The 26,598-nt window shown below is 58.3% G+C and carries 25 protein-coding genes and 6 pseudogenes; 19 read left to right on the top strand and 12 right to left on the bottom strand.

Annotation, left to right across the window (positions count from 1 at the left end):
- The first annotated feature begins 210 nt into the window (after window positions 1-210).
- The 7 genes and pseudogenes from EB233_RS30240 to EB233_RS32395 form a co-directional block, all read left to right on the top strand.
- On the top strand, window positions 211-990 hold the full coding sequence (locus tag EB233_RS30240; RefSeq protein WP_064987119.1) for a phytanoyl-CoA dioxygenase family protein: 780 nt from the start codon (window positions 211-213) through the stop codon (window positions 988-990).
- A 330-nt stretch (window positions 991-1,320) separates the two neighbouring features.
- Window positions 1,321-3,321, top strand: a complete 2,001-nt coding sequence (locus EB233_RS30235; RefSeq protein WP_064987120.1) for a class I tRNA ligase family protein — start codon at window positions 1,321-1,323, stop codon at window positions 3,319-3,321.
- A gap of 1,115 nt (window positions 3,322-4,436) precedes the next feature.
- Window positions 4,437-4,901, top strand: a pseudogene (locus EB233_RS30230) (DUF269 domain-containing protein).
- Window positions 4,902-4,926: 25 nt separating this feature from the next.
- Window positions 4,927-5,130, top strand: coding sequence for a CCE_0567 family metalloprotein (locus EB233_RS30225; protein ID WP_019863342.1), 204 nt, complete (start codon window positions 4,927-4,929; stop codon window positions 5,128-5,130).
- Window positions 5,127-5,444: a ferredoxin III, nif-specific gene (gene fdxB / locus EB233_RS30220; protein ID WP_064987123.1), complete on the top strand. Its 318-nt coding sequence runs from the start codon at window positions 5,127-5,129 to the stop codon at window positions 5,442-5,444. Before EB233_RS30225 ends, fdxB begins: the two co-directional genes overlap by 4 nt.
- 38 nt (window positions 5,445-5,482) lie before the next feature.
- Window positions 5,483-5,806 carry an exopolysaccharide production repressor protein gene (locus EB233_RS30215; RefSeq protein WP_064987124.1) on the top strand — a complete coding sequence of 108 codons (324 nt, stop codon included), beginning with the start codon at window positions 5,483-5,485 and terminating at the stop codon, window positions 5,804-5,806.
- Between the two features lie 119 nt (window positions 5,807-5,925).
- Window positions 5,926-6,045 (top strand): annotated as a pseudogene (locus EB233_RS32395) (helix-turn-helix domain-containing protein); the annotation flags it as partial.
- 460 nt (window positions 6,046-6,505) lie between these two features.
- Here the strand turns inward: EB233_RS32395 and EB233_RS30205 are convergent.
- From EB233_RS30205 to EB233_RS32250, 3 genes are all read right to left on the bottom strand, one after another.
- On the bottom strand, window positions 6,506-6,865 hold the full coding sequence (locus EB233_RS30205; RefSeq protein WP_155249162.1) for a hypothetical protein: 360 nt from the start codon (window positions 6,863-6,865) through the stop codon (window positions 6,506-6,508).
- 702 nt (window positions 6,866-7,567) lie between these two features.
- The gene (locus EB233_RS32255; RefSeq protein ID WP_027047785.1) at window positions 7,568-8,338 is read right to left on the bottom strand and encodes a calcium-binding protein; all 771 of its coding nucleotides are present in this window, start codon (window positions 8,336-8,338) and stop codon (window positions 7,568-7,570) included.
- 483 nt (window positions 8,339-8,821) lie between these two features.
- Window positions 8,822-8,947, bottom strand: a complete 126-nt coding sequence (locus EB233_RS32250) for a hypothetical protein (protein ID WP_257784413.1) — start codon at window positions 8,945-8,947, stop codon at window positions 8,822-8,824.
- Between the two features lie 705 nt (window positions 8,948-9,652).
- Here EB233_RS32250 and EB233_RS30195 point away from each other — a divergent pair.
- The 5 genes and pseudogenes from EB233_RS30195 (at window position 9,653) to EB233_RS30175 (ending at window position 14,429) form a co-directional block, all read left to right on the top strand.
- Complete coding sequence (locus tag EB233_RS30195) at window positions 9,653-9,844, top strand: CBS domain-containing protein (RefSeq protein ID WP_027047788.1); 192 nt, start codon at window positions 9,653-9,655, stop codon at window positions 9,842-9,844.
- Window positions 9,845-10,006: 162 nt separating this feature from the next.
- Window positions 10,007-10,880, top strand: a pseudogene (locus EB233_RS30190) (transposase); the annotation flags it as partial.
- Between the two features lie 552 nt (window positions 10,881-11,432).
- Window positions 11,433-11,996 carry a hypothetical protein gene (locus EB233_RS30185; RefSeq protein ID WP_064987149.1) on the top strand — a complete coding sequence of 188 codons (564 nt, stop codon included), beginning with the start codon at window positions 11,433-11,435 and terminating at the stop codon, window positions 11,994-11,996.
- Between the two features lie 2 nt (window positions 11,997-11,998).
- Entirely contained in the window at window positions 11,999-13,015 is a 1,017-nt protein-coding gene (locus EB233_RS30180) for a S8/S53 family peptidase (RefSeq protein WP_223217807.1), read from the top strand.
- 400 nt (window positions 13,016-13,415) lie between these two features.
- Window positions 13,416-14,429 carry a 1-aminocyclopropane-1-carboxylate deaminase gene (locus tag EB233_RS30175; protein ID WP_064987150.1) on the top strand — a complete coding sequence of 338 codons (1,014 nt, stop codon included), beginning with the start codon at window positions 13,416-13,418 and terminating at the stop codon, window positions 14,427-14,429.
- A 698-nt stretch (window positions 14,430-15,127) separates the two neighbouring features.
- Here EB233_RS30175 and EB233_RS30170 read toward each other — a convergent pair.
- Complete coding sequence (locus tag EB233_RS30170) at window positions 15,128-15,316, bottom strand: hypothetical protein (RefSeq protein ID WP_065005741.1); 189 nt, start codon at window positions 15,314-15,316, stop codon at window positions 15,128-15,130.
- 130 nt (window positions 15,317-15,446) lie between these two features.
- On the opposite strand from EB233_RS30170, the pseudogene EB233_RS31685 reads away from it, so the two are divergent.
- From EB233_RS31685 to EB233_RS30160, 3 genes and pseudogenes are all read left to right on the top strand, one after another.
- A pseudogene (locus EB233_RS31685) lies at window positions 15,447-15,569 on the top strand (ATPase); the annotation flags it as partial.
- 308 nt (window positions 15,570-15,877) lie between these two features.
- Complete coding sequence (locus EB233_RS30165; protein ID WP_244277726.1) at window positions 15,878-16,168, top strand: type II toxin-antitoxin system RelE/ParE family toxin; 291 nt, start codon at window positions 15,878-15,880, stop codon at window positions 16,166-16,168.
- A 62-nt stretch (window positions 16,169-16,230) separates the two neighbouring features.
- Complete coding sequence (locus EB233_RS30160) at window positions 16,231-16,530, top strand: helix-turn-helix domain-containing protein (RefSeq protein ID WP_064987127.1); 300 nt, start codon at window positions 16,231-16,233, stop codon at window positions 16,528-16,530.
- A 203-nt stretch (window positions 16,531-16,733) separates the two neighbouring features.
- Here the strand turns inward: EB233_RS30160 and EB233_RS30155 are convergent.
- From EB233_RS30155 to EB233_RS30120, 8 genes and pseudogenes are all read right to left on the bottom strand, one after another.
- A pseudogene (locus EB233_RS30155) lies at window positions 16,734-17,771 on the bottom strand (LacI family DNA-binding transcriptional regulator).
- 389 nt (window positions 17,772-18,160) lie between these two features.
- Window positions 18,161-18,436: a hypothetical protein gene (locus tag EB233_RS30150; protein WP_064987128.1), complete on the bottom strand. Its 276-nt coding sequence runs from the start codon at window positions 18,434-18,436 to the stop codon at window positions 18,161-18,163.
- 364 nt (window positions 18,437-18,800) lie between these two features.
- Window positions 18,801-19,538 (bottom strand): 7-cyano-7-deazaguanine synthase QueC, encoded by a 738-nt coding sequence (gene queC, locus EB233_RS30145; protein WP_064987129.1) that lies wholly within the window; start codon window positions 19,536-19,538, stop codon window positions 18,801-18,803.
- A 4-nt stretch (window positions 19,539-19,542) separates the two neighbouring features.
- Window positions 19,543-19,896 (bottom strand): 6-carboxytetrahydropterin synthase QueD, encoded by a 354-nt coding sequence (gene queD / locus EB233_RS30140; RefSeq protein ID WP_064987130.1) that lies wholly within the window; start codon window positions 19,894-19,896, stop codon window positions 19,543-19,545.
- Window positions 19,893-20,525: a 7-carboxy-7-deazaguanine synthase gene (gene queE / locus EB233_RS30135; RefSeq protein ID WP_064987131.1), complete on the bottom strand. Its 633-nt coding sequence runs from the start codon at window positions 20,523-20,525 to the stop codon at window positions 19,893-19,895. The genes queD and queE overlap by 4 nt, the downstream gene beginning before the upstream one ends.
- A 236-nt stretch (window positions 20,526-20,761) precedes the next feature.
- Window positions 20,762-21,223 carry an iron-sulfur cluster assembly scaffold protein gene (locus EB233_RS30130; protein WP_064987133.1) on the bottom strand — a complete coding sequence of 154 codons (462 nt, stop codon included), beginning with the start codon at window positions 21,221-21,223 and terminating at the stop codon, window positions 20,762-20,764.
- 27 nt (window positions 21,224-21,250) lie between these two features.
- Window positions 21,251-21,571 carry a HesB/IscA family protein gene (locus tag EB233_RS30125; protein ID WP_064987134.1) on the bottom strand — a complete coding sequence of 107 codons (321 nt, stop codon included), beginning with the start codon at window positions 21,569-21,571 and terminating at the stop codon, window positions 21,251-21,253.
- A 64-nt stretch (window positions 21,572-21,635) separates the two neighbouring features.
- A complete protein-coding gene (locus tag EB233_RS30120) occupies window positions 21,636-21,938 on the bottom strand; it encodes a hypothetical protein (protein ID WP_064990666.1) in 303 nt (100 codons plus the stop codon).
- Between the two features lie 618 nt (window positions 21,939-22,556).
- On the opposite strand from EB233_RS30120, the gene ectB reads away from it, so the two are divergent.
- From ectB to EB233_RS30100, 4 genes and pseudogenes are all read left to right on the top strand, one after another.
- A complete protein-coding gene (ectB, locus tag EB233_RS30115; protein ID WP_064987135.1) occupies window positions 22,557-23,816 on the top strand; it encodes a diaminobutyrate--2-oxoglutarate transaminase in 1,260 nt (419 codons plus the stop codon).
- A complete protein-coding gene (locus EB233_RS30110; protein WP_064987136.1) occupies window positions 23,806-24,648 on the top strand; it encodes a 2OG-Fe(II)-dependent halogenase WelO5 family protein in 843 nt (280 codons plus the stop codon). The genes ectB and EB233_RS30110 overlap by 11 nt, the downstream gene beginning before the upstream one ends.
- A gap of 317 nt (window positions 24,649-24,965) precedes the next feature.
- Window positions 24,966-25,225, top strand: a pseudogene (locus EB233_RS30105) (transposase); the annotation flags it as partial.
- A gap of 492 nt (window positions 25,226-25,717) precedes the next feature.
- A complete protein-coding gene (locus EB233_RS30100) occupies window positions 25,718-26,563 on the top strand; it encodes a LuxR family transcriptional regulator (RefSeq protein ID WP_081288632.1) in 846 nt (281 codons plus the stop codon).
- Window positions 26,564-26,598: the final 35 nt, after the last annotated feature.

The raw sequence follows: 26,598 nt of genomic DNA, 5'->3' as shown, positions 1-26,598 counted from the left end.
TACCGGATCGACAGATCTTTACGGGCCTGGGCGATCTCTCCATTGAGGAGGGACAACAACGCCGTGCAATCCACCCGGAGCGGAACGCGCTTGGCGTCGCCGTCTGCATGTCGTGGAGTATCGTCTCCGTGGGCCCCCACCCTGACAGCGCCCGACTGCCCCTAACCGGAATGTTTGACCAACCACTCTTTCCAACAGGAGGCTTTTCGCATGTTGACCGATGCACAAAGAGAAAAGTGGCAGAGAGACGGATACGTCAGGCTCGAAAGTTTCTTCGAGCCCGCGGCTCTGGAAGGTATTTCCAGCTTTGTTGAAGACATATCACGCTGGGATGTCAGCGATGATAAATGGCTCATGTGGTTCGAGAAAACGACGGACGATCGGAAGATTATCTCCAAGGCCGAGAATTTTCTCGACTTCAATGACCCATTGCGTCTTGTCCTCCTGGAAGATCAGCGCATTAAGTCTGCGGTCGAGGATTTGCTTGACGAAGATTCGCGCAGGCTCAAGGAGTTGCTGATCTTCCACTATCCCGATAGCGGCGGCTATCGCCCGCATCAGGACATTTATCACATTCCACACAGGCTGCCCGACCGGATGGTCCATGCGGTCGTTGCCATAGGCATTGACGACTCCGACCCGGACAACGGCGGGCTCTTCTTCAGTCCCGGCAACCACAAGAAGGGGGTATTTCCCATGGATGCCGGCGGGGTGATCGATCCTGAGGTCGCCGAAAGGTTTTCCTGGGAGCCAATAGTATGGAAGGCTGGCGACATCTTCATCTTCGACGATTACGCACCGCATTACTCACAACCGAACAAAAGCAATCGTTCTCGGCGGACACTCTACTTGGTGTTCCAGCGTGCTTCGACCGGTGGACCGACCCGCGCTGAATATAACGTGCTTAAGCGCGCCCTTAATCCGCCAGAGGGCAAAGTGGCCGATCTCGACAACCTCAAGCCCCCAAACGGCATTTTCTATCGCGATTGAGCTCACGGAACCAGGCGAGGTCATGCACACGAAACTGATCTACCGCTAGAAAATGCGCGGAGAGCATGGCGTTCTGATTGCCGGCTACTGGAGCATCGCCCGCAATCCGTTACGACGCTTCGGTACGTCGATTGTGCAGGTGTCGCCGGGCGGTCTTCTGTGACGCCTAAAGCCCCACTGGCGCCCGTCGTCGCCGGCCCGGGCCCCAGAGACGGATTATTCTGAAGGAGGCGGCCAACGTTTCAGGCTACCGCCTCTCTTCGCGACTTGCAGCAGAGGCTGTTGCGTTGGCAGCCGAAGATACCACTGTTTCAATAGCTGAGGTTCGTCATGCGCAAATCCACGTTTTCTCGAACGGAGCTGTCGCGGGCGTTCGGTATTGACACGGCCACGCTCGGAACGGGAAGCGCGGGCACCGGGTTTTCATTCGGCAAGGTGGCACCGGGCGTCACATCCGAGCCCCATCGGCACGACGAAATCGAGGCCTTCGTGGTCCTCTCTGGAGTGGGCAAGGTCAGGACCGATCTTGGGGAGATCCCGGTCGCGGCCGGCGATGTCGTTCTGTTCCACCCTTTTGAAGCGCATGTGCTGCACAACGATGGGGACGAAGACCTAAATTTCGTCGATGTCTACTGGCGCGACGGCAAGGCCGCCCTCGAAGCTGCTGCACAGACCGCGACTCCGCGCGGACCGATCTTCGTCTTCTCCGCGCCACCGACGCCTAATGGCGATCTGCATCTGGGGCATCTTTCTGGCCCTTATCTTGGCGCTGATGTCTACACGCGGTTCCTGCGCATGAAAGGGGCCGAAGCCTATCATCTGACTGGAAGCGACGATTACCAGAGCTACGTCGCCACGCATGCCGATGCCGATCAATCGACGCCCGCAAAGGTGGCGCGCCACTACGCCGACGAGATTCGAGCCACGCTTGCGCTTCTAGACTGTGAGGTCCACAGTTTCCTCCCCACCTCGGGCGATAGCGCTTATGCAGAGTTTCAAGCGGCGTGTTTCCGTAATCTTCTGAGCAGCACGGCGGTAGATCTGCGCCAGAGCCCTGCGCTCTTCGATGCTGTGACAGGCGACTACCTCTACGAACCGGATGTAAGCGGCCTCTGCCCCGATTGCGGCGGCTCCGCTGGTGGCAACATCTGCGAGGAATGCGGCGCGCCGAACCTATGTCACGACCTGGGTGCAGTCCGGTCGCGGCACTCGGCCGAGGCGCCGCTGGTCGGCTCCGTGTGCCGTCCCGAACTTGCGCTGGAACGGTGCTACGTCAATATCGACCGGCATTTAAGGGCGTCGGGCGCCCCCGTTCGGATCATGGACCTCTTCGCGCGTCTACGCCAACGTGGCGACTTTTCCGTGCCCATCACCCACCCGTCGGACTGGGGGCTACCAGCCGAAGGGTTCCCGGGGCAGGTGACCTGGGTCTGGCCAGAGATGGCGTTTGGTTTTCTTTACAACATCCAGGCGCTGGCTTGCTCGCTCGGTCGAGACTGGAATGCGGCCCTGCCCAGCAACGACTGGCAGATTGTCCATTTCTTCGGCTTCGACAATTCCTTCTACCACGCGCTACTTTGCCCCGCCGTTTATGCCGAGGTCTTCTCCCACTGGACGCCACGCATCCGGTATCATGTGAACGAGTTCTATCTGCTCGACGGCCAGAAGTTCTCGACCAGCCGCGGCCATGCGGTCTGGGGCAAAGAGGTTCTAGGCCCAAAGACAGTCGATGTTGTCCGTCTTCATTTGGGCCTGACACGTCCGGAAGGTGAGCGGACGAACTTCACGCTGGACGCGCTGCGCCGCACCGAGAACGAGGTGTTCCAAGGGATCTGGCTGAATTGGCTTGATGCGCTGCACCGGGAAATCAAGCAGGACTTCGGCGGTTGTGTGCCCGACGCAGGCGACTGGGCTCCCGCCGATCGCGCTTTCTTTGCTCGGATAGAGCTCCATCGCGCGGCGATGGAACGCGCCTATTCGGACGATGGCTTCTCGGTCCGGCGCGCAGCCGCGCAGGCCTGCGATTTCGTGAGCGAATGTGTCGTCTACCGACAGGCGCAAGACTATGCAGCGGCGCGACGTCTCTATCCCGCCCGTATCCGGACTTCGCTCGCCGTTCAGACGACGGCCGCTGCGATCCTGGCACAGACACTCGCGCCGCTGATGCCCCGATTTGCCAGCACGCTGGCGCGAGGCATCGACGGCATCTCAACCGAAACATGGCCGCGGTCGGTCCAGAGGCTTGCGCCCGCAACGACCTTTGATCTCGAACCCGTGCTGACGTTCTATGCCAGAGCAGACATTCCTGTTCCCAATGAGGAGGAGGCATAATAGCTATCGTGATTTCGACTATCGTGATTTCGACCAGATTCTGGCGGCAATCAAAGCCGATGTTGCCGAAGCTTTACTCGCTACCACTGGCTGCCGAAGGCCACTCTGAGACCTTGGACACAAACACTCGCCTTAACCAAAATGTCGAGACGCTGGCCCGCGCCTTGGAGGATCGCTCGGTTGACAGCTTTCCAGCGCTTGCCATTCGTGCGGCAAATGCCGAGCGGGCCCCACTGCGCTGACCAACTTTTCGGAATCGCGGAATTTCCGACCTATTGCCAGCCGGTCAAGAAGGTCATGCGGTTCGGGGCGCTGGGGCAGCCTAGCGCGCCCGCGCATCGCCGGCGGCGAATGATGCTGGATGAGCCGACGCCAACATTACCGCAGGGTAGAAAGCCAAGCGGTTCTCGCCCTCAAGCGTCTGATGCATGATGCGTGTCCAAAAGCTGACAGCGGCAGAAAACATGTCTGGTTCAAAACAACCGGCCGTCTTGGGCTTGTAAGGTTTCGAGGCAGAATCATGCATTTACTGCGGGCAAAGCGCTGGCATGACGTTTGCTGGTTGAGATCGGCAATACTGAGTGAGGGCTGGTCGCATGAGAACACGCAAGACTTCGATGGTCTCCCAACCGGTGTGTTCCGTTCTGAGAGAACAACCAGCTCGCGCATAAACGGCAGGAAAGGTGTGGGAATGGCAAACAACATATTGCGTAGAGAATCCCCGGCTCCTCTGCTCGAAGTGGACGATTGGCTGCGTGGCGAACCCCTCACGAACTTTAAGCCCGGCAAGGAGTAGGGATGACAAGTGGAAGGGAACCCTGGTCAATTCGCCCATTTTCTACGGCGCCCGCAGTAGCTATGTCCATGGGGCACAGGGTCGACCGTTTGCTTCAGGTCAGGGCTCGGACGTCAAAGACCTCCAACCGAATAGCCGCGGCCGCGATATTCGACGCGAATTTGGCCGTCGATGAAGACGTCACAGTCCACGACGTGTTTAAGGTCGGCCACCGCAGCATTTACGTGGAATTGGCCTGGCCAGGCCGGACGTCGGCTGCGTAAGCGGCCCCGAAGTCCACTTGCCGAGCAGAAATCCTCCGTTGAGGACGAGACCTGAAATTGAGGAAACGAAATGTCTCACGCAGCGCTGGCCCTGCCATCAACAGGACGGCAAGGCCCTTGCCCGCCCGTTCGTCAAATGCGTCCTGCGGCTGATCCGTGCTCAGGACTCCACGGCTCATGCCAACGGAAACCGGACACCGGGCTGCTGGCCGATTTCATCATCACCAAGGAACTGGGCCGGAATATCCAATCACCGGCAATCCGGATCCGGACGCGCTGTGGAGGCTCGACATGTTTTGGACCGTAGTGGAGCTTGCGATCGAGGAGCGCTCAGTCAACAACAGAAATCAAACCGACGGGTGCTTTCGGACGCGTGCTTTTCACGGTCGGGCAGTTCGAGGGTCTGTCGAGACGTCTACCGTTTCGGCTTCGAGACGTTCCGGAAACTCGCGAATACCGGCGCGAAACTGGTCGGTGATGCGACTGCAGCTATTGCCTATGCCGACGTGGTGCGGGCGTGAAGAAACTGATTTTCGAGGAAGGATCATGTCAAACCTGGATGAGATGGCGAAGAAAGTCCGAAAGCTTCAACTGCGCGCGGCAATTGCCAAGACGAACTTGCGCGACCTTGCCGAGGGTCTCCCGGTCAAATGGATTGAGATAGAGGAAGTCGCCGAGAAAACGCGTGCCGTTTATGCCGAGCTGGATGGTGCCAGGAGAGAGCTCGCCAAAATGAAGACTTTGCGATGAGCGGCACATTCATCAGCCGCGACGGCTCCATGTGGGTGCCGGAATATCTGATCGCTATAGATGGCAAGATCTGTATCGGCTGCGGCCGCTGTTTCAAAGTCTGCTCGCGCGAGGTCATGCATCTTTACGGCGTGGATGACGCGGGGGAAATCCTCGGCGCCTGCGACGGCGGTGACGACGATTTCGATGGTGAGCTCAATCGCATGATCATGGTTGTCGACCGTGCCGGCCGCGGCATTGGCTGCGGAGCCTGCGGCCGCGTCTGCCCAAAGAACTGTCAGACCCATGTCGCGGCCGACCGGATCGCAGCATGAATTGCATGATTTGACGAGACAAAATCAGGAGAACGGCATTGCGCCTCATCAACTTTTGTCGGCTCCTCGGGCTGGTCCTGTGCGGCAACGCTGTGACGGTTTACTTCGTCTCGCATTCGTTCCGTCTAGCAGTCGTCACGACGCTGGGCTGTTCGCTACTTCTTCAGCTGGGCTATTTCGCAAGTGTGCTCTTTCTGATTTGGCGATCCAGCTGCGCTGGCAAAGCCGGGCAAGGGGCTGGGCTTTTCGACAGGTCACAGGAAGTTCGGTACCAGTCGCGCGACGATGATGCGCATAGGAACGAAACTCAAGATGTGCAGCAGCGCAATCAAACGCTCGGCATATCGCTGCTCCTCCCTTGAGGTGCCGTAACAAGATCAGAGCTCAGATTCATCACTTTCGGCGTCCGATTTTGAGCCCCGGTTGATGGAGATCTGCGACCATCCGCTTGTCTCGGCGAGCGAATGGAGGGGATGAATAGGTGGATACGATTGCCCGTGTTCGGCGCGCTTTTTATGTTCAGGGGTGGTCGGTCAAACGGATTTGCCGGGACCTTGATCTGCCGCGCAACACGGTGCGCAAGATCCTTGCCAGCGACGCATAGATGACGACGGCGCTGCTCGACTGGCCCACCTATCACTAAATGAGTCCTCGCGCTTCAAGAACCCCACCTAAAGCGCCCCCACCGCCCAAACAATCTGCACTCGCCGGGCTGCGCAACCCCGACCAGCTCCGCACGGCGAGCGCTCCTCGTCGCGCCTATGCAAGACGGGTCAATATTTGACGCTTTTGGGGAAATTCGAGCGGCATTGACAGTTCGAGGCCAAGACCCAGTTCGCCGTCGTCTTCGGCGAAAGGTTCGTCAGCCAATGACGAGATCGGCCTCGCGCACAGAATTGCCGACAGTCACTTCGTTCGCATCCGAGGCAAACTGCATTATCTCTGGCGAGCTATCCCCAGGCGAAGGATCAAATTGTGCACGCCCGCGGGGCCATTGACGACCAGGTAGGCGCCCAAAGCAAGCACGCCCGACTGCAGCATCATTCTAAGAGATAGCCTCCCTAACCCTGTCGCAACATCAGAGGCGCGCTGCTGGAAATCCATATAGCTTCATTTGCAGCGCTCCAATGGCTTCCTACGCGCTTGGCCATTCCCATCGCACGAACGACTTCAGCGTTGCGCCTGTTTGCTCCTGCAATGGAATTTCTGATGGTCCCGAATTCGGCTGTCTTGCGCGATGGCTCTCGAGTGAGTCGCTCGGTCATAAGCGTCACAAACACCAGAAGCAGAGCCCCGAACAGGACCGCACTGCCTATCCACGCATGAAACATAAAGGAGATGCCAACGTAGAGCGGCAAGCAAGGCAAATCGAATAAAGCTCCCGGTCCCCCATCGAAAAGAAAGTATTTGATCCAGGTCATGAAGAGGCTGAACCATCTCCCCTCTCGTCGTTCACGAGCGGCAGGCCAATCAGCGTCTCGTGCACCCTCCCACTCAACCTCTCGTCAAGAAGTCGGCCGACGCGTGTAAACAGGCGTGCGCGGCCAACATCCAGCCAGCCTTGAAAACGAAAAGACCGCCAGCAAGAATTACGAGACCAACAAGAGTTGGCACGCTACGACTTGGCAGAACCCGGTCATAGACCTCGAGCATGAAGACGCGCCGGTCAAGTGTAGCGAGCTGATCACTCCGCTCATCGCCGCCGTACCTGCCAATGCCCAACGAGAGGCGGCGATAGCTTCGCGAGGCTGCGAACCGGTTGCATGCTTGTTCTGCATAAATGTTATCCGTCGACGCGGGAGAAGGAGTGCGGCGCTGGGGGGAATCCCCCTGACAGCACCATCCAGCCCATGCAGAAGGCGCTGACCCAGATGAACCTGCAGCTCCAGCACGCCGGGACCGACAGCACCGGCCAGACGGGGCTGCGCAGCATGCCGATCAGGGTTGCACCGCCCCGGCAGCCCCTGATCGATCTGGGACCTATGGCTCGCGCCAACGCGACCTTCCTTGACGCGAGCACCGTGGCAACCTCTCCAGAGTCGCCTTGGCAAAGGCATGGCCACCCAGACCCTGGCCCGTCCACGACGGACGGCGCCAGGAGCTGGAGCGTCCTCCTTGCACCGTCATAAGAGGAAGAAATACACTTCTGGGTGGGCGTGAACGTCCTCAGCATTCACATCGAGGAGTCGGATCGAGTCGCCATTGCCTAGTTCGACAATCGTGTCGTTGTCGACTTGGTGACTGGCGTCAGCGAGGTCGGCATACGTCTTGATGTTGGTGCCGTTCATCCCCAGGTCGACCTCGAGGAGGTCCTCGCCAGGCGCGAAGTCTAGAACTTGATCTTTGCCGCAGCCGCTCTGGAATATGAACAAGTCGCCGCCCTCACCGCCCCAGAGCGTATCGTATCCGGGGCCGCCCTCCAGGGAGTCGCCCCCGGAGCCGCCAGAGAGCCTATCGTCTCCGCCGCCCCCCCGCAGGGTGTCGACCCCGTTTCCGCCCCAGAGCGTATCGTTTCCGTCGCCTCCAAAAACGCTGTCGTTCCCTTCAAAGCCGTCGAGCTTATCGTCTCCGGGGCCGCCCTCCATGTGGTCGTCCCCTTTTCCGCCCGTCTTCCTATCGGGATACGGATCAGGGGCGGGATCAGGGCTGGGATTGTCGTCGTCGTGAGGGGGACGCCAGGGACGATGATATCCAGGTTCCCAATATATAGGTGGTGTAGTAGGGATATCAGGACGATGTCCACCCTCGGGGTCGGGATGAGCGTCGTCTACACCGAGCCTCTGGGCGGCGACGGCGGCAACTCCGCCGGCATGAAGGTCGAGAGCGTCAATGCCGTCCGATCCAAACGTCGCGCGCAGGATTTCGCTGAAGCCTGCGTCTTTAATCGTAGCCATGCCTATCTCCTTGTTATGCCGCCCGCCGAGAGCCCGCACTGGTGAAGGCGCATTGAGGGGTTTGGGCAAGTGCGCTTTGAAACCCTCCGCGTACAATCCTGCAGAAGCACCCATGCCCCAAATGCAGCATTCCGGAAGAGTGGTAAAATTGATTTCCTGATTGCATCCATCCGCGCCATGGATGAGCTATAGCGGAATGCGTACTGTCAACTTGGACGCCGGCGAGGCAAAGCTGCCGCGGGCGCAGCCGTCACGCGGTACTGTCAAGTTGGCGAGAGGCGGCGATCTTTGGCTTGGTCTTGGGTATGAGCGCGACGTCCAATCCCTACCGGGGCTTCCGCTGTCCGGCCGAGATCACAATCAGGCCGTCTGGTTGTATCACTGCTCCAGCCTGAGCCCGCGTGACGTTGAGCTGATTCTTGCCGGGCGAGTCGTGGTCAGCTACGAGACTATCCGTGAATGGAGCCTGCGCTTCGGCTGCGCCTATGCAAAGTTGCGGAACAGCCCTTCCGACCAGAGCACGTCAGCAAAGTCCGGTCCGATGCCCTTGATGTCCAGCAACACCGCCGCCGAGGCAGGTGTTGCCGCGTCTCGTGTCTCAACGGTCATATGGTGCCGCGAAACTTGAGATCCTGCCGGGCGTGGAGGGCATGGACTGGACGCGCGTCAAGGCTGAACGGATACGACGGCGGACCTCGGCCGGATAGACCCGTGACCAAGTGAACTCAGGTGGTCGAAAGCGGGGCCTCGAATCGGGCTAAATGTGCTTCTGTCGAGCCATGACGCGCGGTGTTTCTGCCCTTCCCAAGATGACGGCACACTGAAGGCGATGCTTGCGGCCGTGGCCTCGCAGAGGGGGGCAGTGGATCGCCGGCCGCGCTCAGCCGGACATAGCGCTCGTCAATATCCCAGAACCCAGCCTGACCTCGCATCCAACGCCCCCGTGCAAATCACCAGGCGAAGTGAATCAAAATGCGTTCTCGATTGCCAGGTTTTTCGAGGTGTCCAGTCGGAGGATGTCGATGCGGCACCCGCGGCTTGGGACGAAACGTTCGACATCGACCGCGACGACCTCGAGAGGCTGCTGCGGGAGGCCGATCTGCAGGCGATGGTGCGCTCGCATCGCATGCTGCTGTGAACATCATGTCCCGCAACAAGATCTCGGTAACGGAAAATGCCACCCCGACGACGCCCGTAGCTGCTTCTCGATCGCAACATCCGCACCTTGCCGGTGATCGGTGCGGACGGCCGGCTGGCCGGCACCGTGGGGCTCCGCGAGCTGACGCAGGCGATCGAAGCGGTGAAGGGCTTGATATGTCGAAGGCGGGCGTCGTCTCGCCCGAGATGCCGGCGATGAGCCTGCTTCCCGTGCTCACCGACGGCCGCAGCCATGCGGTCGTCATTGTCGGTGCCGAGCGGCGCATCCTTGGCCTGATTACCCAGACCGACCTGCTGGCGGCGGCGGGGCGCCTGCAAACGGCAGACACAGCACTTTCTGCAGCATAAATCATATTCTCGATTTGCTCAAATCCGAACCCCCTTTTGCCGGAGTGGCATCCTATTGCCGGATGCCCACGCCTGTCCGGGAGATCGGGGCGCAGAGCGCCAAACCCGCAAGGGCGCTTCGAGCATGGGATGCCGCGTCGGACGCTATCGCTTTGGGCGGGCATGCGAACGAAATCGAAATGGTCGCCGCCCAGGGAGCAGAATTCTGGGTGTCGCGCTCACTGATGATTACAGTTGGATTGTTTCCGCTGCCCGACCAGCGATCGGCATTTGCCCGATTGTGGCCCGCGAAGCCGAAGTCGGCATGGATGGTCCGACCGCAGCCTTCAGGATCTGCCGGTCCAGGGCAAGCCCGTGACGGTGAAGCTCCTGCTGAGCCGCTGGCGATGTGCACATCAGAAATGTGAGCGACAAACGTTCACTGATCGACTCCCGACGGTTGCTTCCCTTATCCGCGCAGGACGACGAGGGTCGTGGAGATTGTCGGCTTGCGCGGCCATAGCACGGGTGGACGTCCTGGCGAACGCCTCATTCAACGGCTCGGCATGAACGTCAGGTGACGACACCATCCTGCGGCAACCGAAGCGGGATGCTGCGGTTACTCGCCGCGCCTCCGAGATTCGGGTGGTTGGCATCGATGACTGGAGCTGGCGGGGAACGACGCTATGCGGCACTATCATGGTTGATCTCGAGCGTCACTCGCTCGTCGACATTCTCGATGATCGAGTGTCGATAGCGCAGCCAGGTGGCTGCGGAATCATCCCTTCGTCGAGGTCGTCAGCCGAGACCGCTGCAGCCTGTATGCGGGAGCCGTCCGTGAAGGCGCACCGCGGGCTCGCCAGGTGGCCGACGGATTTCATCTGTCGAGAATCTTCGTACGGCAACCGAGGAACAGATGAGCCTTAATGGACGTGCTTCAGGAAGCCCCATCCTGTCCGAGGACGCCATTGTCGACGCTGCGACACATCGCCGGCGTGCCCGTCTTGCGCATAGGCAGTCTCGCCAGGAGATATTCGAGATGCTCCACGCCTTACGCCACTAGCTTACGCCCCCTCCCAAGGCAAAGCCGGCCTGGCAGCGAGCTCAGTCTCTGCCGGGCATGCCATTTTAGACGTACTCGCGTTCAGAACTTCAAATTGGGCGGCGTAATGCCCGGCTGAAGAGGAATTCGTCGAATGAAATATGAGGCCGTTCCGAGGGCTCTCCGATGGCACCTGGCCGGAGCGCGAAGGAAGCGTTGCTGTGCCCATGCGGGTGGGTTCACGCTAAGCGTGTTCGTCGACATCCGACAATTGTGTCGGCTTGTCGGTTTGACGACACAGCCTTGTTTGGCCGGCGTCTCGGACGTTTGGCTAAACCGCTGAAAGCAAACATGCAATTCCTTCCCTGTCGCCGTCATCTAGATTGGCATGAATTTAGCTTAATTCCGCTGAGAGAGCGGGAGCTTCTTGCCAGGAAGAGCGAAGAGATGGCTCGGCAAAGTTGAAGGACGGGAGATCACAGATTTGTTGCGAATGAACACGTTGGCCGCTGGGCGGCCATGCGTCTGAGGCTAGAGCCTCCGGCGGGTCCAACAAGGGGGTTGCAGATGTGCATACGGCTGGCGGCCGGTTACGTCTTGTTCGTGATGGCATTCTTCGTCAGCGCCATGACTGCGAACGGACAGGAGACCAGCCTTGTCGGCATTTATCAAGGTTCGGAGCTGACCGCGGCCGCCAACCATCTGGGACAAGGCGGATACGAGCTGTCGGATGGTACGAAAGTGTCTTTCGAAAAATGGTACCATAGCAACTGGATCGACATGCGATTTGAAATGTTGACGCAGCTCTCGGATGATTTCGGTCTCCTGTGGGGCGCGAGCACCGGCCAACGTGCCGAAAAGATCCGAATCGACCCAGGTGTGAAACTCGGCTTCATTCTGCAAAAGCGACCGACACCGTCCACGACGCTTTCTCTCACCGTCAGTTCGATTTTGGGCGGGAACCTGACGGAACGACCTTGCACGGCTGACTATGGCGCCGTCGGCGGCTCCCATGCAGTGAATTGCCGTCTGGCGGCCTCGCAACTGCGGCCCTCGGATACGTTGAAATACATGACCAACCTCGAGCCAAGCCGATGGAAACTTGACCTTCGGTTCAGGGGTGAATTTTAGCGATGGTGAAAGGCAAGGCCGTAAATTTCGTTGATGAAGAACAATCAGACAGGAAGTTGATTATGCACAAAACACAATTGTTCCCGGCAGGTTTCGTTGTCGGTCTTATAGCGTGCCTGTTGGCTGCACCCGGTTTCGCGGGTGATCTCGATGCCGGTGTCAGCGGCAAAGGAACGACCGGTACTCTAGCCGCGGAAAGCAGTAGCTCGGGCTGTCCACAAAATGCCGACGGCACATTCTGCTGGATGAGCCCAGATATTGGTGAAGCATGGACATCAGGCTTTATCGGTTCCGGCGTATCGATAAATGTCATAGATGACTTCAAGGAACAGCCATTTGACGCAGACCTCGGTCGCGGTACGCAGACGCAGCGACATGGAGATTGGGTCGCTGAAATTGCCGGCATGGTCGCCCCTGGCGCAAACATATTCAAGTATGGCTATCTCGAGGGGTCTTCGATCGGTCTGCAGGACGGCCTCAATATCATCAATGCGAGCTACCGCATTATAGAGCCCCTGAGCCAGCATCCGCGCGAGCAGGCGATCGTCGATGCCGCCTGGGCCGGCACTGCCATCGTCACCAAGAGTGCCGACAACCGCAGCAGCGAGGTTGGTAGGCCGCACGAAGGGGATTTCGATGAGCTAACCCTCGGGCTGATCGGGGCGCCATCGACAATCTTCGTGGGTGCGCTCGACCATAATGGCACTCCCGGGAACAAGACGCGGCTGGCCCGATACTCGAATTATCCCGGCTCAAACCCCGAGGTGCGGAACCAGTTCCTGACCGTGGGTGTCGAGGGTGACAAGACTGGCCTATACGGCACGTCTTATGCGGCACCTGTGGTTGCAGGCTATGCCGCCATTCTGGGCAGCAAGTTCACGTCAGCAACACCGACACAGATAACCAATCAGTTGCTGGATACGGCTAGAACCGACACGCTCGTCAACTACAATCCGGCGACTTACGGCCGCGGCGAGGCCAGCCTTTCGAGGGCATTGGCACCCGTTTCGATCAGGTAACGAGCATTTCCATCGACAACTGAAACTTCTGTGAGGCGTTGAGCGCCACAAAAATCGCCTCGCAGAATTCGGCTCGGCAACCGTGCGGTCCCTGCCTGTCCAATCGCAAATAAGAGCCACTGCGCTTTTATCGAAGTCTGCTGGTTGGCGGTCTGGCTGCGCTCGCAAAGCTGGCAAAAACGCAGATGCCGGCCGCGTGTCGCCGTTGGTTTCCTAGGCAATGGTCGCCTCATGGCAGCATGCCGACATGTCGATCGCTTCGTCTCAATCGCAAGGAAAGCGCTGGAAATCCGCAAGGCGCTGATGGGTGGTCGGAGAGCGCGGCCGACCAATCCAAGCAGCGCTTTTGGAACGAGTTTTGCGTGGCTATTTCAGCTGAATGATCATCGCCGGAGAGAATATGCTGGAAAAATTCGAGCGTTACCCGCTCACCTTTGGACCCACACCCATCGAGAAGCTCGACCGGCTCGGCAAGCATCTGGGGGGCAAGGTCGAAATCTACGCCAAACGCGAGGACTGCAACTCCGGTCTGGCGTTCGGCGGCAACAAGCTGCGCAAGCTCGAATATATCATCCGCGACGCGATCGCGTCAGATGCCGATACCCTTGTCACCGTCGGCGGCGTGCAGTCCAACCACACGCGCATGGTCGCCGCCGTTGCCGCCAAGATCGGCATGAAATGTCTCCTGGTTCAGGAGAGCTGGGTCCCGCATGAGGACGCCGTCTACGACCGCGTCGGCAACATTCTCTTGAGCCGGATCATGGGAGCGGAGGTGCGCCTGGTCGACGATGGCTTTGACATCGGCATCCGCCGCAGCTGGGAAAAAGCGCTCTATGAAGTCAAGGCAAGGGGCGGCAGGTCCTATGCGATACCGGCCGGGGCGTCTGTTCATCCGAATGGAGGCCTCGGCTATGTGGGGTTCGCGGAGGAAGTGCGCGCCCAGGAGGAACAGCTAGGGTTTCGCTTTGACTACATGGTCGTTTGCACGGTCACCGGTTCAACGCATGCCGGCATGCTCGTCGGTTTCGCCAAGGACGGTCGGCAGCGCAACGTGATCGGTATCGATGCCTCTGCTACCCCGGCCAAGACCAGGGCGCAGGTGCTTAGCATTGCCCAACACACTGCGACCCTCGTCGAGCTCGGAACGGAACCTGTCGAGGATGACGTGGTGTTGCTCGAAGACTACGCGTACCCGCGTTACGGCATTCCATCCGAGGAAACCAAGGAGGCGATCCGTCTGTGTGCGCGGCTCGAGGGTATGATTACCGATCCCGTCTATGAGGGCAAATCGATGCAAGGGATGATTGACCTCGTTCAAAAAGGCTTTTTTCCAGAGGGCTCGAGGATCCTCTTCGCGCATCTCGGCGGCGCGCCGGCGCTCAACGGTTATGGCTACACCTTTCGCAATGGCTGATGCCCGACAGATCTCCACGTATCGTGTCTGCCGTGACAGTGCTGCGCCAAGTTTGACCGAAGGCCCATTGGCAAACCTCAGCGGGCAGCTGTTAACTGCCGCCACGGCGTGGGGTCGTGGTGCTGGCATGCTTGCCAGTGTTTGCCCGTGCTCAATGTGTCCTGACGCTGCATAAGAAGGCAGCAGACATGGCCGTTTGACTTTTTTGTCATTTTGCGGTGCGGCGATAATCGCCGTAAATTTGATGTTGTAAGCCACCGAAGGCGTCGCGCAATGCGGAGGTATCTTCTCGATCAGGTGTGGAAGCTGTGACCCAAGCGTGCTCAACGGTCGTCGTCGGCGAGTACATAGCGGGACACCCACAGCGCAGTGGTGAACTGGGCCAGCATGGGCGAGGGAAGAGGCCGCAAGCGTCACAGCGGGCAGGTCGGCATCCGGCTTAACGAGGCCTTGCTCATACCTATTGCGAGCGTCGACGAGACTGTCGTCCCTTCGGCAATTTTGACCGAAACGGCGCGTTCAGCCGACGCGTTGCCCTCGGGCGGGCTCGTCCACCTGGCGCTCAGCACTACGTGCGGAGGGGGCTACGAAGTCGCGGAGCCGCTCTATACGGAAGGGCGCGCGCGAGGCGACGATGAGGTCGAGTTGTCCCACGATCGCGTTTAGGCAGCTCTAAGTGTCTACATATCGGCCTGATTCTAGATCGTCGAGACAGAGGGCTGCTTGATCTTGAGGATCGAGGCGATCTCTGCCTGGGCTTCCCAGCCGCACGGCGCAGCTCGCCGAGGCTCTCGACCTCCGTCCTTTAACTCTTCGAAACGTGCATCGACACGCTCCCGACGCTCCTCAGGGAGGGCTGCGATCACGTCATCAAGCCTGCGTTCCATCACTTCCTCTCCTTCTTGTTCGCCGCCGCCCGGCGGTGAGATGCCTTGATGGCAGTTGGTCCAATGGCGTGTTGATTGGTGGCCCGGAACGGGAAGTCGCATCTGGCCATTGCCATCGCCCGGGCGCTCATCCGCGACAGCGGGCGCGGCTACTTCGACGGAACAACGGACCGCACTGCTCGAGCCTCTCACGCATCATTGCGAGATCATCGAAATCGGACATGAATCCTGGCGCTCCAAGAACCGCGCCTGATCAACACATCGCCCAAGACGATCCGCGCTCGCCGGGCTTCGCAACCCGGACCAGCTCCGCCCGGCGAGCGCTAAACGCGATGCGCTGCCGCCAATTTTTACCGGGATACTCGCTGCGGCCAAGCAAGAGGGATACCTCAAAAAAGCAAACTGGGCTCATTATCGATGTAGCACCGCCAAAGTGCTCTACTGGGTGGATTTGCCGAGCGCGATTGACGAGTATCTGGGAGGGTTTTGCGCCGAGCTGGAACGGTCCGTGCAGTCCAAAATGCGTTCATAGGAAATTTGATCACTTGGCGAAACGGCTGTTTGACCCGAATCTTTCTTTCAGTGGCTGAGCGGAGTCAGATTGGTCGATGTCTGCATCGTCATGGTCTTGCAATCAACGATGCCCAAAATGGCGAGCAGCATCTGGCGGTCAAAGCCCTCAAGGGATTTGGCGGCCGAATTCTTGCGGTGGCCGACGACTTAGACAGGGATACTTATCGCCCGTCCATGCCGTCGCTTCGCTGGTGTGATCTGCATCCTTGCTTCCAGAAGAAGGGCAGGGACACGCCCAAGTGCGAAGTCGATCTCGTTACAGCGATTGAAGGTGGCTGAGACGCACGATCGCGAAAACTATGGGAAAGGAACACAGTCATGACTGAAGAATCACCGGCGAAATGACCAGCGGCAACGTGTTTGCGGATCTGGGCTTTGACAATTCCGAAGAGGAATTGCGCAAAGCCAAGCTCGCCCGTGAGATCCGCGCCGTCATTAACCGTCGGCGTCTCACTCAAGCCAAATCAGCTCAATTGCGTGCCATGAAGCAGCTCGACATATCTGCCATAGTCACGGGGCGAACAGACAAGTTCTCTATAGATCGCCCGCTGCGCTGCCTCGATCGACGCGATAATAAGGTGGACGTTGTGGCGCGCCACAAGCCGCGCAAATCGGCACGAATGGCCGCACAAGCAGCCTAATGATTGGCAAGCGTGGGGTCCAGCTCTCGACAGGATCGTCTTCCTCGGAGATTTCCATCTCCTCGTCCTCCTGGCCTATTTCGCTGGATACGAGGACCATGAGTGCCGAACTGCTCTTGCGCCCCTATTTTCCTCCCGGAAGTGGTCGTTGCTTCGCAGCGGTACGGATGACCTTATCCGGACGACGATGGCTCTTCCGATTCTTAAGTCCAAATGCTCTCTGGCGTGAGGATCTCGAACGGAACGATCCGCTGTTCGATTAGCCGTGTGTCCGTACGTTCGATCATGCGCAGCATTGCGTCGATGAGTTCTTCAGGCATCCTGTCGACGGGATGGCACAAGGAAGCAGTAATCAAGCCTTCGCTCAATCCCTAGCGTGTCTCGGGCCCGATGTCGCGGCAGACGACCCGGATTTTGCAATGCTCCACAGCGAGATCGCGCATGGCCCGCAGGACGCCGGAATGCCGCCGCCATTAACAAAGATGCCCCTGAGCTCCGGCTCCTCCACTATCAGCCTGCGAACGATTGCATAGGCGTTCTTCGGCGCCTCATGGGTGAGGAGGGTTTCGCTGACGTGGAACTCGGGCGCGTGCTCGCGCATGTAGGAGCGAAAGCTTGCATCCGATATGTCTTGGAACTGATAACGGTTGCTGCCGATGAGAGGAAAGACCTTGCCGGGCCGACCGGACGTCTGGCTGATAAAACCATGCTGCGGTGCGGCCGGCCTTCCAGTTGTCGGTTCCCACAAAGCCGGCCCGGCTGGCGGCGGACAGGTCAGTGACGTAGGCGATCACTGGAACGCCTTTGACGCGCAACTCATCTATCGCCTGGCCGACGAGCGGGTGATCGGCCGAGATCACCGCGATTGCATCGGCGGTTCCGCCTATCTTGAGCAGATTGGCAGCAACCGCTTCGGGGGAAGGGTCGTCCTCGAAGAGCACGTCTGGCTCAATAACCGCATCTGTGCGTCGCGCGCAGGCACCGAGAAGCGCTTCGGCCCAGATCCGACAGAGTGGCCGGTGCGATTGCTGCATGAGAAAGCTCAGGTGCCGATGCGGGAGATTGTCCCGCCTGCGTTCGTGCAGCGGCCCCGGACTGCGGAAGCCCATCTGCTGCGCTGCGCTCAGGATGAGGTCGGCCGTCTGCGGTCGCAGTGTGCCGGTTCCGTGCAAGAGCCTATTGACGGTGGAAACACTTACGCCCGCGGCTTTCGCCAGATCGGCGATCGTTGGCCTGTTCATCAGCCGCCTCCCATTTCGTGAATGACGTCTACCAAGTGCAAACGCCATGTAGTCATCGACGAAGGCGGAGTAGGCCCGGATCCTTCAAGGAGAGGCCTGACATATTGCACAAAGCTTCGCGCCGCCTGACGCCAATCGGCAAGATTGTTCGCCCGCGGCCGCCATTTTTCCCGATGGCACCACGCGCGCTGCGGCTGTGCGATCCGAAGCCGCGCGGCGCGCTGCAACGCAGGCGCCAATCTGGCTGACGTTAAGGGACAGTGCTTTCTGGACCTCGACAACACTTTCGCCATTCCTGATTCCTAGGGATGGCTTTGCCCCGGCGATTGATACGGTCGCGTGTATCCTTCGAGACGGCAACCGCCTTTTCAATTCGACGGCACATGAGATCAACCTTGCTGAACTACCTGCTCGATTGTCTTCCGGCGCTTGAGCAGATCCATTTCGTCAAACATCGAAACTGAGGCTGTGACGATCGCCATCAAGGCGGCACGCGCATTCACTGGACACACGAGCATTGCCAGATCGAAGGCGCTTATCAGGAATCCTTTGATTGGGCCGAGGTAGGCCAGGGGAGGGATATCCGCAACATCGCGTCGCCGCAGGCGCCTGCGCCCGTGCCGGTTTACGCAGGCGCCGGCATCGATTGCCGATGAGGTCGTCATTCGTCGCTTCAATGATGCCGATGGTGCGGCCATGCTGGTTATGGACGTGCATGGACGATCCTCCACATAAGGGCAGGCTCGGCCATCAACCGCCTCTCGTCGAAACCACAACCTCTCCTTTTTCTTGGCAGTACGCTCCACGATCAATCCGACCTGGATCAAGGATAACAACCGCAGCCTGCTCGTCCATGGTGCTGAACCCCCCTACCAAACAGCACCACGCGAACGGCAAAGATCATCAAGGTCGATGTATGGAACAGCCCTTCGAAACGGCATCGAAAGCGCCTACCCTGGTCGTGCTGAACACCACAAGAAGGAAACGATCTTTGGAACAGATTGCCACCGTCGGCCTGGATCTGGGCGCTCAGGTCATTTCATTGGCGGCCACCGGTGCCTCTTTGCATGATCGGAATTGCTCCCATCCCGCTGCGCGAAGATTACACTCGATGCAGGTCCCGCACCCGAAACCCCAGCTATGTCTATGCTCGCGGTCTCCGCTATAGCAGGTGTGGCTTCCCTCGCAGATGAGCTTCACCAGCGCCTCGCCGCCCAGCCAATCCGCCAGCGCCCAGGTCTGCGCCTTGTCGCGCCGTATGAGGGGTGTGTGAATGACGAAACGCGTTTCCATTCCAAGGTTCAGGGCGAGTTGCATCGCTTTGACTGCGTCATCCCGACAGTCCGGGTAGCCGGAACAATCCGCCTCGGACACTCCGATCACGAGGTGTTTCGCGCCCATCCGGTAAGCTATCGCGGCCGCAAAGCCGAGGAACAGAAGATTGCGGCCAGGCACGAAGGTATTTGGTAGACCGTTCGCGTTCCTTGCGATCTCGACGTCGCGCGTGAGCGCGGTATCACTGATTTGGCCGAGCACGGCCATGTCGATCATGTGGTCCTCGCCCAGTCGCCCACGCCAGGCCGGAAAGTCTGTTCGAATGCGCCCGAGCAGGTAGGGCCGCACATCGAGCTCGATCCGGTGCCGCTGCCCATAGTCGAAGCCGATTGTCTCGACGCGCTCGAAATTCTCGAGCGCCCAAGCCAGGCAGGTTGTCGAATCCTGGCCGCCGGAGAAAAGGACGAGTGCGGTTCCCGGATCTCGTTGCATCGGGTCAACCCTCGTACTCAGCCCAGCACAGCGGTGTCTCATAGACTGTTACCGAGCACATCTGGCCAAGAAGCGGCTTGGTTTGGTTCCAGATCCAGACCGCAATGTTTTCCGCTGTCGGATTGTCGAGACCCTCAATCTCATTCAGATACTGATGGTCGAGACGTTGTAGAAGCGGTCCGAACACAGCCTCGACGTCGAAGAAATCGATGACAAAGCCCGTGTCTGGATCGACGGGCCCTTCCAGACGCAGTTCCACACGGTATGAGTGGCCATGCATGCGGTGACAGCGATGGGTCTTTGGCACGCGCGGAAGACAGTGCGCTGCCTCGAAGGTGAAAGCTTGCGTAATTTTCATGGGATCCCGAGAAGTTTGTGGGTTTGCAGGCTCAGGCGCCAACGTGGGTTGGCAAGACAATAGGCCACTGCGGCGGCCGTATTCGCCTCGCGCTCGGGCCCATCCATCGGCTGAAGCAAAAGGTGCTCAAACGCGAGAACTTCGAAATGTTCGGGCTCCGCGCCGATCTGAGGATATACAAGCTTTAGCTCGTCCCCTGCCATGACCACAAGGCGTGCATTGCATTTCGGACTGACGCACAGCCAGTCGATGCCGGCGGGTGTGGGGATGGTCCCGTTGGCCTCCACGGCAATTTCAAACACCAAGGAATGCAGCGCTTCCAGGAGTTCTTCATCGATCTGGAGGAGGGGTTCCCCTCCGGTGAGCACGACGAGACGCTGCCCCGCCGACCCGCGCCAGGCTTGTTCGATCGCCAACGCAAGCTCCCGTGCGGTGTCAAAATGTCCGCCACCGGGGCCATCTACCCCAACGAAATCGGTATCGCAGAATCCGCAGAATGCTCTTTCCCGGTCGCCTTCACGTCCGGACCAAAGGTTACAGCCGGCGAAACGACAAAATACGGCAGCCCGCCCGGCATTTCGTCCTTCACCTTGAAGGGTGTAGAAAATTTCCTTGACCGCATATGACATTGCTTAAGCGGCCTTCGAGTGAGCAAGGGAGCATCTCTGCTGGCTTACGAGACGCGGCAAAAGGTGGGAAATGTCCCACTGCACGTTTTGCAGCGCGTTCCACCGTCGAGGCTCGTTGCCGCAAACCCACTCGCCCGAACTCCACGCAGAATTAGGTTTCAGCGGGCGGAGGCTGCGGGGAAGGGCCTCCCCCTCCTTGAAGCCTATCACCTCGAAAAACGCCGCTATCACGCCGGTCATGGCGATGATGCCTTGACGACGACGAGGCGTGAGAATCCTGGGGTCTCCTCGAAAGCCTTCCTTACAGCACGGAAGAACTCGCTCATCAGGCGCAAGCCGCGCTCCAGGATAAGGCGGTCGAGCGATGAGTAGATCGTGTGCGGCGGCAGGGCACCGAGAAAATCCGCCATGTCCTGATCGGTGATCTGGAGGGCTTCATCGATGGTCTTGCCGACGATGAATTCGGTAAACGCCGAGGAAGCGGTTATGGCCGAGCCGCGGCCGAAGGTCTGGAACGTTGCGGCGGTGATCGTGTGCGTCTTAGGATCGAAACCCATCATCAATTTAAGTCCATCGCCGCAGGCGACGGCGCCGACCTCACCGGCCGCATTGGGGGTGTCCAAAGCGCCGACATTTTTCGGGTTGATGAAATAGAGCTTGTCGCTGAAGAGGTAAAAGTTGTCGGTGTCGTCCCGCATGGGCGCCGATCCTTGTCGTGATGGCGGCTAGCCGAAGGACTTGCCGCAGGCGCATTTGTCCCGCGCATTGGGATTGTCGAAGACAAAGCCCGAGGACTCCAGGCCCGTGACGAAGTCAACGGTTGTGCCGGCGAGATGGGGCTGGGAGCTTGCGTCAAGGAACACCTTGACCCCGTCCGTCTCCATGACGGCATCGCCCTCGCGCGAGACGCTTTCCAGACCCATCAGGTATTTGAGGCCGGCGCAGCCGCCCGCCTCGACCATGATGCGAAAGCCTTCCGCCGGTTCGTCGGCCCGGGAAAGCGCGGCCTTGACGGCGGCGACGGCGTTTTCAGTGAGTGTGATCATGGGACTATTTTCTTGCTGATGCATTCGCAAGTCGCGCTGCACAGAACGTGCCAGAGAGGAAAATTCAATAGGAGGCATTGTTAGCGGATTTGGCGCCCTGTCTGACATCCAACAATTGTCGGATGTCGGACAGAGTGAAACCTTGCGCACAGAAAGCGGCATCGGACACATCGCCAGTGTCGTCGCCTGAGCCAGCGTTTTCGATCATATGAATGTGGACCGGGTGGGAACTTTTAGTCTTGCTGCGCTCCAAAAGCCGCGCCGTCGTCACCACCGGTGCGGTGGCGAACACCGGGGTTGATACCGCTTCGATCGCGCCTTCTCGAAGCCGCGCCGTCTGCGTCAGCTCGTGGGTGGCGAACACCACTCGCGTGCTCGGCCCGTGGCCTGCAGTGCGGCCGTCCTCTCGCGACGGCCGACTGAGGCATTGTAAATGCCGTCAAGCCAGGTGGGCCAACGCGCCGCCCAGGGAACAGCCCAATCACCGGCACGGCGGCCACGGCCTCGATTAGAGGCCGCGGTCAGTTCCCAGTTCTATCGCAAATCGCGGTCTGGCTCCTCCGCGTTCCAAAACGAAACTCGAGCGAGCCCCGGTCTCGCCGTCACATCGAAGGAGAGAAATCGCTATTTGTCACGGCCACTCGTCGGCAAGGATCCCGTCACGGCCCGACATAGAGAAATACCCAAGCATCGTGATTGCAGTCATGCTTGGAAAAACCGGTGCGGCTATGTCAGTTGCCCCCGCCAACAACGCCGCCGATAGCGTTGCCGCAAGGCGGGTACTGACTGTCACGCTATCGCTAACCCAAGCGTTGCAACAGATTCGTCAAACAAGTTTACAGACTCTTTGCGAATGCAAGTCGCTGACCATGATAGGTTCGCTTTAAGTCAGAGATTGGCCGCAGCTAATCGTCGAAATCAATGGTTTGGAATGCGTGGACAAGAACCTGCAACGTTGATCGCAAGACCCATGAGAGGCCCTTTAATGGATATCGACATTTTCGAAGCTTATGAGTCTAACGTTCGTCGCTATGGACGATCATTTCCAACAGTCTTTAAAAAGTCACTTGGGGCGACAATCTGGGACGAGGTCGGAAAGCCATATATTGATTTCCTTGTAGGGTCCGGCGCGCTCAACTACGGTCATAACAACCCGGATATCATTGCGCCGGCAATTCAATATGTCGCCGATCAAAATATTGTCTTGTCGCTTGATATGTATACGGCTGCAAAGCGTGATTTCATCGAAGTGTTCGTCAATTCGATCCTGAAGCCCCGGGGCCTTTCTTACAAGATACAGTTTCCTGGGCCGACCGGGACAAACGCTAACGAAGCGGCGTTAGCGCTGGCGCGAAAATATACCGGCCGCTCAAGTGTCATGGCCTTCACAAATTCGTACCATGGCATGTCGCTCGGCTCTTTAGCGGTCTCGGGTTCAGCGTCAACCAGACAGCTTGGCGGCGTTGCTCGCCACGATGTGATCCGTGTCCCTTACGAGAACTATCCGAACCAAACTTTCGATTCCGCGAGTTACATTGATCACGTGTTGGGCGACCCAGGCAGCGGCATAGAAAAGCCGGCCGCAATCATCCTGGAGCCCATCCAGGCAGAAGGCGGCATGAACACCGCATCCGCACCATGGCTTGCAGAAATTCAGCGCATTTGCCGTAAGCACGACGTTGTTTTCATCGTCGACGACATTCAGGCAGGTTCGGGACGAACGGGCGATTTCTTCTCGTTCGAGTTCGCGAAAATCGAGCCCGATATCGTGTGTCTTTCGAAATCCCTGAGCGGTTCAGGTAGTCCGTTGTCCATAGTTCTGATTCGCCCCGACATGGATATATGGAAACCGGGAGAACATAGCGGGACCTTTAGAGGCAATAATCTCGCCTTTGTGACTTCCGCGGCCATGTGCAAAATGTGGTCCGATAGGCGGTTTACTAAAGCCGTCGAGCGGACGGCCGTAAAACTGCAAGAACACCTTGATCGCCTCGTTGCGAAATTCCCTAAGTGCATCGAACAAAAGCGCGGCCGTGGTCTGATGGCCGGCCTCAAGTGCCGATCACAGGCCGTTGTTGGCCGTGTGCACGATGTCGCGTTCGAAAACGGCCTGCTGATCGAATCGTCGGGGCCAAATCGCGACGTCATCAAAGTCCTTCCGCCGATAACCATCTCAGATGACGAACTTGATCACGGAATTGCCATCCTCGATCAGGCACTACAGGAGAAAACAAATGGCGACTAACCAAGCACGTCAAACGCCGGCCATCTCGCCTCTTACGATCGAGGAACGAACCGGCTCGATCAGCACTGCGGAGATCATCTCGGTCCTAAAAGGTGAGATCACGGCTCTGCATATCAGCCAAGCTTTCAGCACCGAAATAGCCGAGGAGATCACCGCGAAGTTTTTTGGCAGTCCCGGTCTCAGGGAGCGCAAAGATGGCGTCCCCGGACAATATGTGGGCGCATCCCACTACAGGAAGGATGCGGCCACCTATTTCGCGGAGGCAGAAACTGCACGGCCGCACGTTGACGCTCTTTTTGGCTGTTTAGTTGACCCGGTCCGAGCCTTATTCGACGCGTTGAAGCGCGAGCTTCACAACCAAGGCATTGAATTGCGGCTGGCGCGCTCAGAACACGGTCAGGCGAACGTTTGTCGGGCTCTCAGTTGGACCGGAAGCGGCACATTTTCCTTGGATCCCCACGACGATGTCGCTCAAGTGTTACGTGCTGGGAACGATTACGAGCTTTCTGCGGTGGCGCACAACACCGTCGCAGCACTCAACTTTTATCCCAGCATGCCTGAGGAAGGTGGAAACTTGAGGCTATGGAGTCACAAGCCGACAGTCGCAGATCGAAAGTCGCAGGGTGTGGAGACCACGGGATATCCCTACTCCGCAGCTTATCTTGAGGCCGTGCCTAGTCGCGAAATCCAGCTTAAGGCCGGGGATATCGCGCTACTTGACGGCGGTTTCGTTCATGGGGTTACCGGTCAATCAGGCAACGGAAAGCGTCGCGTGCTGCTGAATTGCTTTTTCGGATTTGCGCGGCCAGATCTTGTTCTCTGGTGGACCTGACGTGAATGTCGCAGCGACTGACCGACACCTCCGCCCTTTGCGGCCGAACTGGCCTGCTGCTGTAGACCCCCAGGTCGCTCCCACTCGACCACGCGTTTGCTCATTAAGAACGGCTACCGCTCAAAAAGATGCTGCTGGCCATCATGCCTCTCGACATCGGCAGGCGGCAGCGGTGGAGTAAGAAGCGCCAGCCGATTCGGCTCGAGCCGCATCGCCTGGTGTTCATCGACGAAATGGAACCACGCGCCTGCGGCCCCGTTGCCTAAACGGCAACGGTTCATCGCCGGGCTGCGCTGCCATGGCTCACCGCCCATTTCGTTGTCGACGGCGCCTACGATCTAAGCTCATGGATAAGGCCGCCTACTTCGATTTCGTGGTCGAGATCATCCGCCGATCCGACGACCAGAAGGGCTTCGAAGTCTTGCCCCGCCGCTGGGTCGTCGTCGAGCGAACCTTCGGCTGGATGACAAGATGGCGCCGCCTGGTGCGCGACTACGAGAAGCGCATCGACGTCTCTCACGCCATGATCCTCGTCGCTATGGGCGGCAATCTTGTCTGCAGAAACGCCCATCCCTGATTTTCAAAACAGACTCTTAGGCATCCCTGGACCAAAGGTCGAACGCATAAACCGCACCATCCAGGACACCATCTTCAAGCGCTTCGAACTCCGTCACCACTCGCTGATTTTGTCAGAGCTAGATTCGCGAAGCCTCCCAAGACCTCAACCCTGACTAACTGACAATTTGAGGTCGCCGTTTTGAGAGCATTCCTTCTCGATAGGAAGGTTGTTCGCCCGCCATTGAGTAGACTGAAAGGCACCAGAAATTGCTTGACTGTGATGTGATGGTCGCAAAAGCACCATGATCTAGATGTGTATTTATCCTTTGTTGCATTAAATTCACGGCAGCGAAGCACAGTTGTAAATTAAATTAACTTCGCCAATCACGGTGAGATGCTAGAGCTCTGATGACACTGGTCTGTCGATGACGGGCGGGAGCAGTAGCCTTACGGGAGGAAACTGTGGTGCGCCAAGGACAACATCCAAACGAATGGCTACGGAGCAGAGACTATGGAACGTCGGCGAACGACTGCTGTCACTGAATTTCGAGCGCTTTCACCTAGAGTGTCCGACCAGTTCTGGTTGTTATCCAGGATGAATTTCCCTAAGGCTGCCAGGGAGGCGTTTGCGGCCGAATTTGCCCGTTTTCTCGACCAGGCTGATGGTATCAGAAAACCCAAGCAGTTGTTCGACCTGCTATCTGCTTTTGCCCTTAATTTTGATTGTCCGTGGGTCGCCTATGGCTCTCTTGCACCAGACCGAAAAGGCTTAAAGCTGGTGCGAGGCGATCCGGCTGTCATGCTCAATTACCCTGATGAATGGCGGGAGCGCTATTTCGAAATGGGTTATGACAAGATAGACCCCACTATCAAGAGAAGTCGAAGGCGAATAGAAGCCTTTCGATGGAGCGAGGCATACAACGACGAAAGCACGACTGAAGACGGGCGGCGCGTTTTGGACGAGGCTGCCACGTTTGGCTTAAGGTCAGGCATTAGCGTCCCATTGCACGGCCCCGAGGGCAGCTTTGCGATCATGAACTTTGCTCAGCCCTGGGATGGTGAATTCCGCAATAGAACAATCACGTACTTGCAACTTGCGGCGTTACATTTCCATCTAAGAGTCACGGAATTCACGAATTCGACTCGCGTTGAAAGCACTTCTAACCTTTCTTCAAGAGAAAAAGAGTGCATCCTATGGACGGCGAGAGGGAAATCATCGTGGGAAATAGGAAAGATTCTAGGGATATCTGTAAATACCGTTAATTTCCACATAAAGAATGTAATGAGAAAAATGGACGCTAATAGCAGAATAACCGCAGTCGTAGAAGTGCTAAAGCGCGGGATAATGGAAGTATAAACTTTGACATGAGCGCCAAAAAAGAATTTGGACTT

This window comes from Mesorhizobium erdmanii (genome assembly GCF_013170725.1).
In the GTDB taxonomy this organism is placed as follows: domain Bacteria; phylum Pseudomonadota; class Alphaproteobacteria; order Rhizobiales; family Rhizobiaceae; genus Mesorhizobium; species Mesorhizobium erdmanii.
Note: the sequence above shows the minus strand (reverse complement) of the source record. Positions and strands in the feature narration are given on the sequence as shown.

Excerpts from the sequence above, each read along its gene's own strand:
- EB233_RS30240 (WP_064987119.1), top strand. The coding sequence starts at position 211 with ATGTTGACCGATGCACAAAGAGAAAAGTGGCAGAGAGACGGATACGTC.
- EB233_RS30235 (WP_064987120.1), top strand. The coding sequence starts at position 1,321 with ATGCGCAAATCCACGTTTTCTCGAACGGAGCTGTCGCGGGCGTTCGGT.
- EB233_RS30225 (WP_019863342.1), top strand. The coding sequence starts at position 4,927 with ATGTCAAACCTGGATGAGATGGCGAAGAAAGTCCGAAAGCTTCAACTG.
- fdxB (WP_064987123.1), top strand. The coding sequence starts at position 5,127 with ATGAGCGGCACATTCATCAGCCGCGACGGCTCCATGTGGGTGCCGGAA.
- EB233_RS30205 (WP_155249162.1), bottom strand. The coding sequence starts at position 6,865 with ATGACCTGGATCAAATACTTTCTTTTCGATGGGGGACCGGGAGCTTTA.
- EB233_RS32255 (WP_027047785.1), bottom strand. The coding sequence starts at position 8,338 with ATGGCTACGATTAAAGACGCAGGCTTCAGCGAAATCCTGCGCGCGACG.
- EB233_RS32250 (WP_257784413.1), bottom strand. The coding sequence starts at position 8,947 with ATGACCGTTGAGACACGAGACGCGGCAACACCTGCCTCGGCGGCGGTG.
- EB233_RS30195 (WP_027047788.1), top strand. The coding sequence starts at position 9,653 with ATGTCGAAGGCGGGCGTCGTCTCGCCCGAGATGCCGGCGATGAGCCTG.
- EB233_RS30185 (WP_064987149.1), top strand. The coding sequence starts at position 11,433 with ATGTGCATACGGCTGGCGGCCGGTTACGTCTTGTTCGTGATGGCATTC.
- EB233_RS30180 (WP_223217807.1), top strand. The coding sequence starts at position 11,999 with ATGGTGAAAGGCAAGGCCGTAAATTTCGTTGATGAAGAACAATCAGAC.
- EB233_RS30175 (WP_064987150.1), top strand. The coding sequence starts at position 13,416 with ATGCTGGAAAAATTCGAGCGTTACCCGCTCACCTTTGGACCCACACCC.
- EB233_RS30170 (WP_065005741.1), bottom strand. The coding sequence starts at position 15,316 with ATGGAACGCAGGCTTGATGACGTGATCGCAGCCCTCCCTGAGGAGCGT.
- EB233_RS30160 (WP_064987127.1), top strand. The coding sequence starts at position 16,231 with ATGACCAGCGGCAACGTGTTTGCGGATCTGGGCTTTGACAATTCCGAA.
- EB233_RS30150 (WP_064987128.1), bottom strand. The coding sequence starts at position 18,436 with ATGACGACCTCATCGGCAATCGATGCCGGCGCCTGCGTAAACCGGCAC.
- queC (WP_064987129.1), bottom strand. The coding sequence starts at position 19,538 with ATGCAACGAGATCCGGGAACCGCACTCGTCCTTTTCTCCGGCGGCCAG.
- queD (WP_064987130.1), bottom strand. The coding sequence starts at position 19,896 with ATGAAAATTACGCAAGCTTTCACCTTCGAGGCAGCGCACTGTCTTCCG.
- queE (WP_064987131.1), bottom strand. The coding sequence starts at position 20,525 with ATGTCATATGCGGTCAAGGAAATTTTCTACACCCTTCAAGGTGAAGGA.
- EB233_RS30130 (WP_064987133.1), bottom strand. The coding sequence starts at position 21,223 with ATGCGGGACGACACCGACAACTTTTACCTCTTCAGCGACAAGCTCTAT.
- EB233_RS30125 (WP_064987134.1), bottom strand. The coding sequence starts at position 21,571 with ATGATCACACTCACTGAAAACGCCGTCGCCGCCGTCAAGGCCGCGCTT.
- ectB (WP_064987135.1), top strand. The coding sequence starts at position 22,557 with ATGGATATCGACATTTTCGAAGCTTATGAGTCTAACGTTCGTCGCTAT.
- EB233_RS30110 (WP_064987136.1), top strand. The coding sequence starts at position 23,806 with ATGGCGACTAACCAAGCACGTCAAACGCCGGCCATCTCGCCTCTTACG.
- EB233_RS30100 (WP_081288632.1), top strand. The coding sequence starts at position 25,718 with ATGGAACGTCGGCGAACGACTGCTGTCACTGAATTTCGAGCGCTTTCA.